The organism is Devosia rhodophyticola (assembly GCF_028816475.1).
Lineage (GTDB): Bacteria > Pseudomonadota > Alphaproteobacteria > Rhizobiales > Devosiaceae > Devosia > Devosia rhodophyticola.
The window spans coordinates 1,574,848-1,588,613 of sequence record NZ_CP118247.1 but is presented as its reverse complement, the minus strand read 5'-3'; the positions used below and the strand labels follow the sequence as shown (position 1 = coordinate 1,588,613).

16 protein-coding genes and 1 tRNA gene are annotated in these 13,766 nt (G+C 55.9%); 12 read left to right on the top strand and 5 right to left on the bottom strand.

Annotated features, from left to right (window positions below):
• Positions 1-21 precede the first annotated feature (21 nt).
• From PSQ90_RS07760 to PSQ90_RS07705, 12 genes are read left to right on the top strand one after another with little or no spacing between them, the layout of a single operon-like run.
• Positions 22-405 carry a hypothetical protein gene (locus PSQ90_RS07760; protein ID WP_282212817.1) on the top strand — a complete coding sequence of 128 codons (384 nt, stop codon included), beginning with the start codon at positions 22-24 and terminating at the stop codon, positions 403-405.
• A 3-nt stretch (positions 406-408) separates the two neighbouring features.
• Entirely contained in the window at positions 409-762 is a 354-nt protein-coding gene (locus tag PSQ90_RS07755; RefSeq protein ID WP_282212816.1) for an HNH endonuclease signature motif containing protein, read from the top strand.
• Between the two features lie 2 nt (positions 763-764).
• Positions 765-1,247: a hypothetical protein gene (locus PSQ90_RS07750; protein WP_282212815.1), complete on the top strand. Its 483-nt coding sequence runs from the start codon at positions 765-767 to the stop codon at positions 1,245-1,247.
• A 53-nt stretch (positions 1,248-1,300) separates the two neighbouring features.
• On the top strand, positions 1,301-1,597 hold the full coding sequence (locus PSQ90_RS07745) for a head-tail connector protein (RefSeq protein WP_282212814.1): 297 nt from the start codon (positions 1,301-1,303) through the stop codon (positions 1,595-1,597).
• Complete coding sequence (locus PSQ90_RS07740) at positions 1,590-2,015, top strand: HK97-gp10 family putative phage morphogenesis protein (protein ID WP_282212813.1); 426 nt, start codon at positions 1,590-1,592, stop codon at positions 2,013-2,015. Before PSQ90_RS07745 ends, PSQ90_RS07740 begins: the two co-directional genes overlap by 8 nt.
• A complete protein-coding gene (locus PSQ90_RS07735; RefSeq protein ID WP_282212812.1) occupies positions 2,012-2,419 on the top strand; it encodes a DUF3168 domain-containing protein in 408 nt (135 codons plus the stop codon). The genes PSQ90_RS07740 and PSQ90_RS07735 overlap by 4 nt, the downstream gene beginning before the upstream one ends.
• Positions 2,419-2,748 carry a phage head closure protein gene (locus PSQ90_RS07730; RefSeq protein WP_282212811.1) on the top strand — a complete coding sequence of 110 codons (330 nt, stop codon included), beginning with the start codon at positions 2,419-2,421 and terminating at the stop codon, positions 2,746-2,748. Before PSQ90_RS07735 ends, PSQ90_RS07730 begins: the two co-directional genes overlap by 1 nt.
• 23 nt (positions 2,749-2,771) lie before the next feature.
• Positions 2,772-3,137, top strand: coding sequence for a phage terminase small subunit P27 family (locus tag PSQ90_RS07725; RefSeq protein WP_282212810.1), 366 nt, complete (start codon positions 2,772-2,774; stop codon positions 3,135-3,137).
• Entirely contained in the window at positions 3,115-4,722 is a 1,608-nt protein-coding gene (locus tag PSQ90_RS07720; protein WP_282212809.1) for a terminase large subunit, read from the top strand. Before PSQ90_RS07725 ends, PSQ90_RS07720 begins: the two co-directional genes overlap by 23 nt.
• The gene (locus PSQ90_RS07715) at positions 4,712-6,643 is read left to right on the top strand and encodes a hypothetical protein (RefSeq protein ID WP_282212808.1); all 1,932 of its coding nucleotides are present in this window, start codon (positions 4,712-4,714) and stop codon (positions 6,641-6,643) included. The genes PSQ90_RS07720 and PSQ90_RS07715 overlap by 11 nt, the downstream gene beginning before the upstream one ends.
• Positions 6,644-6,646: 3 nt before the next feature.
• Positions 6,647-7,018, top strand: coding sequence for a phage tail assembly chaperone (locus PSQ90_RS07710; RefSeq protein ID WP_282212807.1), 372 nt, complete (start codon positions 6,647-6,649; stop codon positions 7,016-7,018).
• On the top strand, positions 7,018-8,007 hold the full coding sequence (locus tag PSQ90_RS07705) for a hypothetical protein (RefSeq protein WP_282212806.1): 990 nt from the start codon (positions 7,018-7,020) through the stop codon (positions 8,005-8,007). The genes PSQ90_RS07710 and PSQ90_RS07705 overlap by 1 nt, the downstream gene beginning before the upstream one ends.
• A gap of 117 nt (positions 8,008-8,124) precedes the next feature.
• On the opposite strand, the gene PSQ90_RS07700 is transcribed toward PSQ90_RS07705, so the two are convergent.
• From PSQ90_RS07700 to PSQ90_RS07680, 5 genes are all read right to left on the bottom strand, one after another.
• Positions 8,125-8,201 (bottom strand) — tRNA-Arg (locus PSQ90_RS07700).
• A 746-nt stretch (positions 8,202-8,947) separates the two neighbouring features.
• Positions 8,948-11,182, bottom strand: a complete 2,235-nt coding sequence (locus tag PSQ90_RS07695; RefSeq protein WP_282212805.1) for an arylsulfatase — start codon at positions 11,180-11,182, stop codon at positions 8,948-8,950.
• A 19-nt stretch (positions 11,183-11,201) separates the two neighbouring features.
• Positions 11,202-11,969, bottom strand: coding sequence for an ABC transporter permease (locus PSQ90_RS07690; protein WP_282212804.1), 768 nt, complete (start codon positions 11,967-11,969; stop codon positions 11,202-11,204).
• Positions 11,954-12,754 (bottom strand): ABC transporter ATP-binding protein, encoded by an 801-nt coding sequence (locus PSQ90_RS07685; protein ID WP_282212803.1) that lies wholly within the window; start codon positions 12,752-12,754, stop codon positions 11,954-11,956. The genes PSQ90_RS07690 and PSQ90_RS07685 overlap by 16 nt, the downstream gene beginning before the upstream one ends.
• On the bottom strand, positions 12,751-13,731 hold the full coding sequence (locus tag PSQ90_RS07680; protein WP_282212802.1) for an ABC transporter substrate-binding protein: 981 nt from the start codon (positions 13,729-13,731) through the stop codon (positions 12,751-12,753). Before PSQ90_RS07680 ends, PSQ90_RS07685 begins: the two co-directional genes overlap by 4 nt.
• Between the last annotated feature and the right edge of the window lie 35 nt (positions 13,732-13,766).

Below are 13,766 nucleotides of genomic sequence, written 5' to 3'. Positions count from 1 at the left end.
CTCGTAAAAGGAGCGCATAACATGCGTGATCTCGCAAACAACATCGCTGTAGTTCAGATGGTCGCAGCCGCTGTTATCAGTGAAACCAATACCAGCGCCGCCATTGACCTCTTGGGCTTTGAAAGTGCTGCACTTGTGGTCAACACCGGGGCAATTGCCGGGTCTGGCGACTATACCGCCAAACTCCAGCACTCGGACACGACCACGGGTGGCGATTTCGTTGACGTACCAGCGGCCAGTCTGGTGGGTACATTGCCCGCGTCCCTGACCGAAAACGGTACGTTCAAACAGGGTTACATCGGCACCAAGCGGTACCTGCGCTCCATCATCACCAAGAACAGCGGCACCTCGATTGCTGCCGGTACGGTGCTGATCAAGGGCAATCCACAAAAAGCGCCGGCGTAAGTCATGCCAACCCGCGCCCCTCGCGTTTGTCAGTGCGGCAAGGTTCATCCTTCGGATGAGCGCTGCCCGCTGGCCATTGCGAGGGACAAGGAGCGCCGGACCCGGCATGACGCCAAGCGGCCAAGTTCGCGACAACGCGGCTATACCAAGGAATGGGAAGCCGCTTCAAAGGTCTTTCTGCAAGTCTATCCGACATGTCGGCGATGCTCTGCACCAGCCGCATTGGTAGATCACATCAAGCCGCACAAAGGCGACCAGGCGCTGTTTTGGGATCGCTCGAACTGGCAGCCCCTTTGTGCCCATTGCCACAATTCCCACAAACAGCGCCAAGAGCGTAAAACCACAAGGAGCATTTAGACATGCCCAATTTTCAAGTTACCGCAAAAACCAAGATCGAGATTGGCGATGCAATAGCCGATCAGAACACCGACTTTACGACTAGCGATTTCTCAGGCGTTACTTGGACCGAGATCGGTGGAACCACTGACCTCGGTACATTTGGCGACACCGCCGAGGTGGTCAAGAGCGGGCAGATTGGGCGCGGTCGCGTTCTCAAACTTAAGGGTCTTGTGGATGGTGGCGCTTGGGTCATTACTTGCGACCTCGATGTTGCCGACGCTGGGCAGCTCGCCTTGATCGCGGCTGCCAAGACCGACGATAACTATCCATTCCGCCTGACGTTTGATGATGCACCAAGCGGCGGCACTGCCAGCACCAGAACCGTTGTAGGTTTGGTTATCGGCATTCCTGAGACCTATGGCGATGCCAACAGCCCAATGAAGCTGGTCGCAACGGTTGAGGTCAACAGCAACACCGTCCGCGTGGCAGCTGCCGAGGCGTAGCGCCTTGAACGAGTAAACGGGACTCCGAACCGATGATAGTTTCAGTCGATGAGTTGAAAGAGCAGCTCAATATTTCAGATGACCTGGGCGATGCTGATGACAACATCATTGGCCGGAAAATCGCCGCCGCCCAAAATTATATCGAACGGTTGTTGGGCTTCAAGATCGAGGACACGTTCGGCGGGACCGACCAGGATGTAGTTCCGCCTGCGCTGATTGAGGCCGTTAGCCAGCTTGCCGCCGATTGGTACGAAAACAGAGAGGCCACGCTCGTGGGTGTTGCCTCTCAACCGCTGCCATTTGGAGTTGCGCAGATAGTTGCCGAGTACCGGGAGTATTCCTTTGGCTGATGATGGTGGGATTGGTCGTTTGCAGCGCAGACTAGCGGCGATTCCGGTAGCGATGAAGGCCGGAATTCAACCGACATTGCTCAAGCAAGGCAATGCGGTCGCGAACACAATGCGCCTTCTGGCGCCGGACGATCCTGCAACTGACGCTCCAGACCTGAAGTCGAGCATTGTTGTGACTACAGCGGGGCAAACAACCCCGCCCTATTCACAGCCGAGTGGCACAATGATCGTTCCAGAAAATGCGGTTGCAATTACCGTTGGCAACAGCGACGTGCGCTATCCGCATCTTGTGGAATATGGCACCAAAAAGTCCAGTGCCCAGCCCTTCTTTTGGCCAGCCGTACGGTTGAATAGGAAGAAGTTTCAGGCAGCGATAAAACGCGCCGTTGGCAAAGCCGTGCGTGAGGCTGGGAAATGAGCGCTGATCTGGCTCTACAAAAAGCTATACGCGCCCGCTTGGTTGCAAGTTCGCCAGTTCTGGCACTTGTTCCGGCCGCCAATATTTTGGATCGGAATGCTCGACCCGACCCAGATCCTGCGATTGTTATCGGCGAAAGCCATGCCGTTGATGAGGGTGACGTTGCCCGCAAGCATCAGCGAATTTACGCCACGTTGCACATCTGGAAGCGGGAAGTCTCGTTGACCGGTGCCAAGGCAATTGGCGGGACGATAAGAACTGCAATCGGATCTAGCAAAATTGTGCTGGATACGGGTTTTCATTGCGCCGATTGCCGGGTGTCTGACATGCGTTTTCTGCGCGATCCGGATGGTGAAACCAGTCATGGAATTGTGACGGTGGAAGCATTGGTGGGGGACGCCTGATGCGCGCCGGTAAACTCGACAAGATCATCAAGATAGAAACCTACGCCGCCGATGACCGCGACGAGTGGGGCGCGCCAGTTGAAGTGTGGACGGCCCTGGGAACCTATCGCGCGCACATCGTGCAGGGGTCCAATGAAGAATTTTTCAAGGCGCAAGGTATTGTCGACCAATCGGCAATCATATTCCGAATTCGCTACGTGCCGAATTTACAGTTGGCGGATCGCGTGGTCTACGCTGGCAGCTATTACAATATCTCAGAAATCATAGTCATTGGCCGCAATCATGGCCTCGACATTCGTACGGTATCGACCGGCGAAAGCGTGCCCTGATGCGTGGGACCAAGCCAGAACTTGTGGCGATCAACGGCACGGTAATTACCCTGCCGAGCGCACCGGCATGGCTTTCTGAGAGCGCTCAAAAAGAATGGCGCCGCGTTCAACCGTTCCTTGAAGAACGGCAAGTTCTCACGGATGTCGATATTTCCAATCTCGAAAATTACTGCGTAGCGCAGGGGCGGGTTCGTGAATGTGAGGCCGACATACAAGGCGTCACTGATATTGATATAAAATCGAAGCTTTGGCGGATGCAAAACCAGGCGATGACCGTCGCCAAGCAGATAGGGGCTGAACTTGGTTTAACGCCTATGTCCCGATCTCGTCCAATGATGCGCGACCTATTCGATGATGAGGCCGGTGATGACCCTCTCCACATTTCCTGAATGGATCTACGATGGTAGCCCCATTGATGACCCGCTGGGACGTGGTGATCGCGCGGTAAAATTCCTACGGGCGCTGCGCCACCCAAAAAGCGGGATGCCGTTCCAGCTCGATCCCTGGCAAGAGCGGATTGTTCGGCGCGTCTACGGGCCACGCCATCCTGACGGTAGCCGGATTGTCCGTACCGTTGTGATGCTTTTGCCAAGAGGGAATCGAAAAACATCCCTAGCGGCGGCGCTCGGCCTGTTGCACACTATCGGTCCGGAAGCCGTTCCTAATGGCGAGGTGATAACCGCCGCGTCAGATCGGAAGCAGGCGCGCATTGCTTATGAGGAGGCGCGTGGATTATGTCGCGCACATCCGAAGATCGCCCCGAAAGTCAAATCGCTCGATTATAGAAACCGGCTGCAATATCCGGCCAATGGTGCTTTTTTTGAGGCCATCAGCGCCGACGCAGGAACTCAACATGGCCGGACGCCGGCGTTTTGTCTTGCCGACGAACTTCACGCGTGGAAAAAACGCGATCTATGGGACGTGTTGCGGTCGGGGTTGGTAAAGACTTCCGGGGCGCTGTTGGTGGTTGCTACAACCGCTGGGCGAGGCCAAGAGAATATCGCCTGGGATATTGTCGAGGATGCCCGAAAGGCGGCGCGGGGTAAGTTCGATGATCCGTCATTGCTGCCGATATTGTTTGAAGCTGATCGGGATTGTGATTGGACGGATGAGGCGGTTTGGCGGCGCGTCAATCCGGGGCTAGCCCACGGTTATCCCGACATTGAAGGGCTTAGGCAACTCGCCCTCGAGGGCACGCGCCGGGTCGGTGATCGTGAATCATTCCGGCAGCTCAACCTGAACATTTGGCTCGATCACTCCAGCGATCCTTTTGTTGACATGAGTGTCTATGATGAGGGCTTTGGGGACGTTGACCTCGACAGTCTAGAAGCCGACCAGGAGCAGTGTTGGCTTGCGGTCGACCTTTCGAGCAATTCCGATCTCACCGTTATTGTCGCTTGTTGGCGCGACGGCGATGATGGCTATCAGGTCCATCCATGGTTTTTTTGTCCAGAGGATAACATCGATGCCAGAGAGGCATTGTCTGGCGTGCCCTACCGCATATGGGCCCAAGAAGGATGGATTACGCCGACGCCGGGGAATGTCGTCGATTTTCGAATAGTTGAAGATCAAATCCGCGAACTGGCGGCGCGGTTCAATGTTGTTGAAATGGCCTTTGACCCGCACATGGCGCGGAACATGCTGAACAATTTGGCCGAGGACGGCTACCCAGCCGTTGAAATGCGACAGGGCTGGGTAACGATGGCCCCTGCGGTCAAAGAACTGGAGCGCGCAATAGTTGGGCGGCGCTTCAAGCATGGGCAGCACCCGGTATTGCGCTGGAACTTTGAGAACATCCAGGTGCACACCGACAGCGCTGGAAACCGGGTGTTCCACAAAGGGAAGTCCAAAGACAAGATCGATGGTGCGCAGGCGACCGCAATGGCAGTGGCTCGATGTTCAACGGGAAATAGCAATCGGTCGAGTTACGATTCGGCTGATCTGGATATAGAGGAGTGGGCCTTTGTCGGGTGATGCAGAACGTTTGGTCGTACTTTTGGAAGCGCGCATTCGTGATTTCGAAAAGAACATGGCCAAAGCCAGTGGGACCGCGAAAAAGTCCTATAGTTCGATGCGCTCCGGATCCAAGCTTGCAACGGATCGGATGGAGCGCGACATGGTGCGGTCTACCGGCTCCATTAACCGGGCGCTTGGAGCAACCTCAACCCGCATGGGTGGCTTGGCCTCATCCGGGCTTATGGGGATGACCAGGGCATTTACTCTTGGACTGGCGCCGATTCTGTCAGTTACAGCCGCGCTGGGCACAGCCAAGTCGGCAATGCAGGAATTTGACAAGATTGGCAAGCAGGCCAAATCGGCCGGCGTCAATGCCGAGTTCTTTCAAGAGTTGAGTTATTCCGCTGAATTGGGCGGGGCCAATGTCGATCAACTTTCCCAAGCCCTCAACACCTTCAACAAAAACACCGGGCTTGCAGCCATCGGCACCGGCGATCTTTATGCCAAGTTAAAGGCGCTCAATCCTGAATTGCTCAAATCGCTATTGGCAACGACCGATCAGGCCGAACGAGTTCGGTTGGCAGCGGACGCCATCAATAAGGCGGGGACAGCATCCCAGAAGGCAGCACTTGCCACGACCCTATTCGGGGACGCTGGCACTCGCATGGTCGAGGTATTCAAAGGCGGATCGGCAGCACTTGCCCAGACAGCAGACAAGGCCCGCGATCTGGGGATCATTATCGACAACGATTTGATTGCCAAATCCGAGGATCTAAACGACCAGTTCAGCACCGCAACCAAGGTTATGGACGTTCAGTTCAAGCAAACGCTGATTGACCTCGCGCCCATCCTGATCGAGACAGCCAAGCTTGCGGGCAACCTTGCCACGGCTATCGGCTATATCACTCAGTCAATGCAGGAACTGGGGCAGCGCACCACCTCACGATTGCAAGCCGATCTTGCAGACGTTGACAGCCAATTGGCCGCAGCCGGTGCGCAATACGCGCCTGGTGTCACTGGCAACATGGGCGTTCAAATGGACCCCGGCAAGAAATCGGAACTGCAAAATCAGCGGGCCACTATCTATGCTGAGTTGAAAAGGCGGGCAATCAACCAACTCAAGATTGGGTTGAATCATCCGCTAGGCGGCGACAATGGCGACAACGGGGACAACGGGGACAGTGGCACTGGATCGGGCAGCAACCGAAACAACGCCGCGGCTGAGACAATAAAGCAGGCGGAGGCCGTAAAAACGCTAATTGACCGGCTGCAATTTGAGCAAAGCCTTGTCGGCAAGAGTGCGGTCGAGCAAGCCAAGATGAACGCCCTACGCCAAGCAGGAGCGGCAGCAACCGAGGATCAAAAGGCACAAATCGCCAGCCTGATCGAGCAGACCAACGCAGAACAGGAAAGCGTTCAGGGCTTGCAAGAGCTTTATGGCGAACTTGGCGACATTGGGCAAACGGCGGTGCGCGGCATTATCGACGCCCTGGCAGACGGCAAGATCGAGGCGAACGAGTTTGGCGACATTCTCAGCAATGTATTGAGCATGGCGGCCGACTTTTTCCTGAACGCGGTATTCGGTGGCGGTAGCGGTGGAATAGGCAGCATCTTTTCGGGATTGTTTGGCAAGCGTGAGACAGGCGGACCGGTCACCAAGGGCCAGCCCTATATCGTGGGTGAAAAGCGCCCTGAACTGTTTGTCCCCGACCAGAGCGGCACTATCCTGCCAAGGATACCGCAAGCGACCGGCAACAAGTCCAGCCCGCCAAGCCAGTCGGTCAATTCCAGCTTTGCGCCAACATTCAACATTAGCGGCGTCGGATTGTCCCAAGCCCAGGTTAGCGCCGCAATCAGCGATGCTTTGGAGCGGTATGACCGGTTCACCCTGCCGGGGCGCGTGGGCAGCATCAACAATGATCCATTAGCAAGGGGCTAGAATATGGCCCAGCAAACCCGCCTAGAGCGCCAGCTATGCGAAACGCTGGGGAAGTACCTCAGCAAGCCAAAGGCGCGTTCAGACGTTCCGGAGGCAGGGCGTTTGGCTTGGAAATGGTTCACCGACCTATGCCGCACACGCACCATGCATTCCAATGGCCCCAACCCGATCAGCTATGCCGAGATCAATGCCTATGCCCGCCTGTATCGGTGGCCGCTTGAACCCCGGCACATTGACCTGATTTTGGCGCTGGACCGGGTTTGGCTCGATCATGCCAATGAAGAACAGCGGGCGGCAATGGCTAGCGACAATCCGAGCCGGTCAAAAAAGACGGATCCAGAGTTGACGCTTGAAGCGTTCGATGCGGTGTTTTGATGAAAAAGCACTCAGCAAAAATTCAGGCTTGGAGGGATATGGCGGATGAAAAGCGAGAAACCCGCGTCAGTAGAAAACTCGTTCTACCTAGATTTGAACCCAAGATATTACCAGCCCTGTCAAAAGCAAAACGGCAAGCGATCGTCGAAAAAGTTGCGGTTAAAATGCAGGACTGGCGCGCTAGCCCATTTCAGAACGAGGCATCATTCAGGCACGGATTAAGGGCGGGTCTTTGCCTCGTTGGTTTCTCGTGGCACCGGTCAGATTTAGAAGCGTCCGTGATCGTCTCTGCAAGCCTAAACAAGATCGGCGCGGTTCGTCCAACATGGGCAGAGGGCCAATGCGAATATCTTGGCGCATATGATAACTGCGTGCACTGTGGACATGAGTTGTCAAACGACCAGATTGTCCATGGTGACAGATTTTGCGACCTCGACTGCGTCAAGGCGCACCGATTGTCGACTGGCAATCAAGATTTAACCCGCTATCGCGAATTGGCTAAATCAGCAACCCGCATCATAACTATATCGAAGCGCAAGAAACAGATTTGCGAGCAATGCGGTAATTCGTTCGTCAAGCGCGGCAACACCGACAATGGGCGCTATTGCACGGTAAAATGCGCAGGCGAGGCAAAGCGGACGCGACCCGATCTTGTTTGTGAAAATTCTGATTGCGGCACGATATTCAAAGCCAATGCACAATGGAAAAACAGCACGCATCACTATTGCAGTGCCGCTTGCGCCCATAGCGATAGGGACCGCTGGGCGCCTACATATGAATGCGAGTGTGCCTTATGCGGCAAGTCGTTCCAGGCTAAATTTAAGCAGGCAAAGTTTTGTAGCAAAAGCTGCAACGCCCGTCATTATCAGTACCGATCTGGTCGCGTAGTTCCTACCCGCATAACCCCGGTTGTGTTTGACTTTTTCTTTATTCTCTTAGACCCAGCGAACGTTGCCGAACCTGGTCTAAATTTGGACGAGGTTCGCTGATGTCGGCCAACTGGTCGGTGGCCCAAATCGCCAGTTCATTCGAACAAGATTGGTGAGTTATTGGTGAGTTAAGCGAATTCGTCAAAACCTATAATTCATCTAACTTGTTGATTTTATTGGCGCACCCGACACGATTCGAACGTGTGGCCTCTGCCTTCGGAGGGCAGCGCTCTATCCAGCTGAGCTACGGGTGCATTTGGCGGGCCATGTCGGTCCGGCTGAATGGGGTGCAACCTAACCAAAGTCGGGGCGGTGTGCAACGGGGCTTTTTCTAAATGGTGATCGTGGAAAATTGCGCTGCTCCTCAGGCAAGGCTAAACGTTCGAATCGTGTCGAGTGTGCCGCCGATGTGCCGCTACAGGCTCCCGATGTCCGCGCTATTCCACTTGCCAACTGACTTCAGCGGAATGATCCAGGCATAGCTACTGCCAAGTCAGGGTGCGCGTCCATTGCCGAGGACGTCGACCAGCTTCGTGCCAGTAGCAAGAGCCTCACCCAGCAGCGACGCATTCGAGTTGACCGGGACCACTCTAATTAGTCAGGAGGCTGGCGGGACGGATGGCATTTTACGAAACAAAAATGAAATTGAACACGAATTTTACTACAACGCGTCAAATTAATTTCGTGATATTTCTCGAGTTGGCATATTTTTGTGCAGTCGTTACCCTATTTGTTATTTAAATGAGCGTAGTAATATTCATACCGATTGGATATCAAATTATTGCAATTGTTGGATTGCATTTTTTATGCTCATCTTGTCGTTCCAAACGGCAACTTTCATGCCGCGTCGTCGGGCATTGAAAGTGATTGCGGGTACGCAATCATAAGAGCGAAATTGAATATCGCTCAGACCCTGAGGATCTCAGGGTGCGGCCCAGAATTAGCAGTTTCCGGAAGAAATAATTTAGGTTGCTCGGTGTTCGACTCTGACGCCGACGTTTCAGTCGACGTCGAGCGTCTCGGGCGTCCTTCCACGATCAAGGCCTAGGGCAAACCCAACACGGTGAATGACCCCTTCAAATTGTGGGTGGCCTGCCATCCGTGGGCTGACCGGGGGCATGTTGGTGCCACCAATCCGCAGCGGTGATAGCGACAGACGGATTAGCGTTTTGTCCAATGCGCCCAGTCCGACCGATTTTCCCTCGATCAACACTTCGCCACGCCCCATCATCGGCCCGGTACGAGAAAAGACGAAGGACAGCTCCGTATCGCCATCGGGAACTTCGCAGTCAGAGACGATATGCGTTAGGTCACCGACGTGATTATAGGCATAAATTAAGCGATTGTCGGCGATGAACAGTGCATAGCCACCCTGCATGTTGCCAAAGGCAACAAGCGGCCCATTGCCACGGCCGGAGCGTGATAACGTCACGTCGATGCGGTGGCTAACATCCTGCGTCAGGGGCGCTGCCTCGCCCGGGATCGCGTCAAGGGGCGGGAAATATTCGTAGGACTGGTGGCCCCGGATCGAACCGGGCTTTGGATCGGGCTTGAACAGAGTAATTCGGTCGTCGAGCGGCATTACATCGTATTTTCCGGCTTCTGCCCACCAGCGTTCCTTCATTTCCTGAAGCTTTTCGGGCGCGCTTTCGGCCAAGTCGTGCACTTCTGAAAAATCATTGTCGAGGTGATAAAGTTCCCACTTTTCGGTCTCAAAAGACGAGCCCGAGACGTGTTTTGTCACCGCTTTCCAGCCCTTGTGCCAGATGGATCGGTGACCGTACATTTCGAAATACTGCGTCACCTTGCGCGTCGGCTGATCGGCATCTTCGAACGTATAGGCAAAGCTGGTGCCGTGAATCGGCAGTTGGGCGATGCCACGATAGGTTTCCGGCGCTGTCACGCCACAGACCTCCAGCACCGTGGGTGTAATGTCGACGACATGGTGAAACTGTTGCCGAACACCGCCGCCCTTCAACATCCGTTTTGGCCAGGACACGATCATCGGATCGCGCACCCCGCCGCCGTGGGCGAAGGACTTGTAAAGCTTCAATGGCGTGTTGGACGCCTGCGCCCAGCCCCAGGGATAATTGCCAAAACTCTCCTCGGTCCCGAGTCTTTCCAGAACCGAAAGGCTTACCTCGGCACTGTCGGGGATTTGGTTGAACCATTTCAGCACGTTTTCGGTGCCGTCATGGCCGCAGTCGGTCGAGGCGCCGTTGTCCGAAATCAGCACGATCAACGTATTGTCGCGGCGACCGGTTTCGTCAAGGAACGCTAGAAGCCGCCCGAACTGTTGGTCCGTGTAGTCAAGGAAACCCGCATAGACCTCCTGCATTCGCTCGAACACTGTCTTTTCGTCGGCGCTTAGCTGGTCCCACGCGGCGACGCCGGGATTGCGTTCGGGTAGGTCGGTGTTTGATGGAACCAGGCCCATCGCCTTCTGCTTTTTTAGCCGTCGGTCGCGCTCGGCGTCCCAGCCAGCCGAGAAGTGGCCCTTATATTTGGCGATCATGTCGGGCGGGGCCTGATGCGGGAAATGCCCCGCGCCGAAGCAGAGATGCATGAAGAACGGCTTATTCGGTGTCAGCGATATCTGGTTTCTAAGCGTCCCAATGGCGCGGTCGATCAGGTCTTCCGAAAGATGATAGCCCTCGGCCGGTGTTTTCGGCGGTTCAATCAGATGATTATCTTCTACCAATTCAGGGTGGTACTGATCCGTGCCGCCGTTCATGAAACCATAGAACCTCTCAAACCCGCGCCCAAGAGGCCATTGATCGAACGGGCCGGCAGCGCTGGCGTCTTCGGTAGGGGCCAAGTGCCATTTGCCGATGGCGAAGGTGGAATAGCCGGTGTCCTTCAACATTTCCGCAATCGTAGCCGCACGGTGGCTGATCGCGCCGCGCCCCGAGGGCCAGCCCATGTCGAGATTAGCCAGATAGCGCATGCCGACCGAGTGGTGATTGCGCCCGGTCAACAGGCTGGCGCGTGTCGGTGAGCACAGTGTGGTCGTATGGAAATTCGCATAGCGCAGACCGCGGTCGGCAAGAGAATCAAAACTCGGCGTCTCGATAGTCGATCCAAAGCAACCAAGATCACTGTAGCCGACATCGTCAAGCACTACGTAGATGACATTCGGTGCGCCTTCCGGTGGGCGCGGGCGGCGTTCGAACCAAGCGGCGCTTTCAACATGGGTGCGGCCGATGCGGCTGATTGGATCAATGGTATCGGTCATTGCATGTTATTCCACTTTATCAGTATTTCGCGGCATCGCGCAGGTAACGGTTCAACGCCTCACGGCCCAGCATCTTCCAAACCCGATCGGTGAGAAATCCGAGTGCGCCCAAGAGTATGATGGCGGCGAACATCCAGTCGATGCGGAAGTAGAGCCGTGAGGTCCAGATGATGTATCCGAGACCGGAACTTGCGGCCAGCATCTCCGCAGCCACGATAACCAGAAAGGACGAGGCAAGCGCCAAGCGCATGCCGATATAGATTGACGGGATGGAGGCTGGTACCACGATCTGGGTGAAGGTCTGCCGCCGGTTTGCACCCAGGCATCGCGCGGCGTCGATCTTCTCCTGTGGGATCGCGCCTACGCCGGATGCAGTGTTGACCATGACAATAAAGGTCGTCGCATAGGCGATCAGCAGGATTTTTGACATCTCGCCGACGCCGAACCAGACGATGAACAGTGTCACCAGTGCGATGGCGGGAACAAACCGGAAGAAGTGGATGAATGGGTCTACTATGGCCCGTGCGGCATGGGAGGTGCCGACCCACAGGCCGAGCGGGATCGCCACGATACTGCCAAGCAACCAGCCCGCCAGAATGCGCATCATCGAGATTGCCATCGACGATATCAGTGTGCCGTCGCTAACCAGTTCAGCAGCGCCGGTGATAACGTCCCAAGGCCTCGGCAGAAAGAGCGGATCATTTAGCCACATCGCGCCCAATTGCCAGATCAGCATAAAGCCGAATACCGAAGCCAGCGACAGGCCTGCGCTTACATTTCGTCCCATTGCCCCGAAGCCTCCCGTTCAATGTCGCCTTCCAGTTTGCGCACGATCTCGGCAAAGCGGCTGTCAAGGTCGTCGCGTGGATAGGGCAGGTCGATATCATAGATGTTTCGGATGCTGGCGCGCGGCCCGCGGCTCATCACACCGATGCGCTGACCCAGCAATACAGCCTCGCGGATGTCATGGGTGACATAAAGGAAGGTGCGCCCGGTCTCAGTCCATATCCGCGCAATCTCGCGTTGCAAAACCCTTCGCGTCAGTGCGTCGAGGGCCGCGAATGGCTCGTCGAGTAGCACCACCTTTGGGTCGGCGGCCAAGGTGCGGGCGATCTGCACCCGCTGCTTCATACCGCCCGACAACTCCGATGGATATTTGTGCTCGTGTCCCTTGAGCCCCACCATGTCGATAAAGCGCTGAGCCGTCGCCCTGCGCGTTGCACCATCGGCGCCAGCCATCTTTGGGCCAAAACCGACATTCTCCTCCACTGTCAGCCAATCAAACAGAGGTCCTTCGACCGACTGAAATACCATGCCGCGTTGGCGGTCGGGGCCATGGATGTCCTGATCAAAGGTCTTGACCTCGCCTTCGGTTGGAAACGCGGTGCCGGCGATCAACTTTAGCAGGGTCGACTTGCCTGACCCGCTGGGCCCCACGAGGACAAAAAACTCGCCCTCGGGAATGCTCAACGAAAGTTCGGCCAGGATCAGTTCCGATCCCTTGGCCTGGCCGGGATAGGCCATGCCGACGTCGCGGAAGTCGATCGCAGCGGTGTCCCGAGCCGCCGTCACTTCGACAACGTGACGGCACTGGGGACCGCTTCTTCGAGATAACTTGGGTCGACTGCGGTATCAAAGTTGACTGGTGTCTTGATGACGCCGGAGGCAAAATCGGCGATGACTCCGAAACCAGTACGTTCGTCGTCAGTCAGGTCGAGCTGGAACGTATTCAAGTCCAGGAGCTTTCTCACGCTGTCCTGCGGCGCCTTGGTATTCTTCGCGATCATTGCCGCCGCTTCGTCAGGATTCGATTTCAGGAACTCCGTTGCGTCGTTCATCGCCTTTAGAACGTTAACCACCGTCTCGCGGTTATTCTTGGCAAAAGGTGTGTTGGCGCTGACATAGGCCCACTGGCGCAGCTTTGCGGCCGAGTCGTCGGTCAGAATGTGGATGCCAGGGGTGTCGGTCGCCATCTTGACACCGTCCGCCCAAACGAATCCACCATCGATCCGACCCGCCTTCAGCGATGCGACGATTTCGACCAGGCTGGAAAATGGCACGAGCGTGTAATCATCCGGCGTCAGTCCCTGCTGCTCGAGATACTTGATCGTTACCAGATGCTGCGCGGTGCCTGTGGCAATGCCGAAACTCTTCCCCTTCAGATCAGCGGCGCTCTGAATATCTGCTGCAACCGCCAGTTTGTGCCAGCCGGGGTTCGATGCAAAGATCGCAGCAAGGATTGTCATTTGCTTGGATTGCATCCGAAGCGCGGTCGGGAAATCCAGCCCGACGCCGATATCTGCGTTTCCGGTCAGTGTGGCGTCCAGCCCCTCGATGCCGGTTGCATAGGTCGATATCTGCGCGTCGATGCCATGCGCTTCGAAAAAGCCACTCTCCTTTGCCACCCATATCTGGGCACCGGTGGTATAGGGGTCGACCCCGATCCGGACCGTCGCCATGTCCGCCGCGTAGGCAGAGATCGTGCCGCCCAGCGCTGCCGTAAGTGCTGCCATTCCAAGTATTGTGGTGAATTTACGCCGTGTGGTCATCTTATTCTCCCGTGTTGGTTGTGTGGCTAAACTTG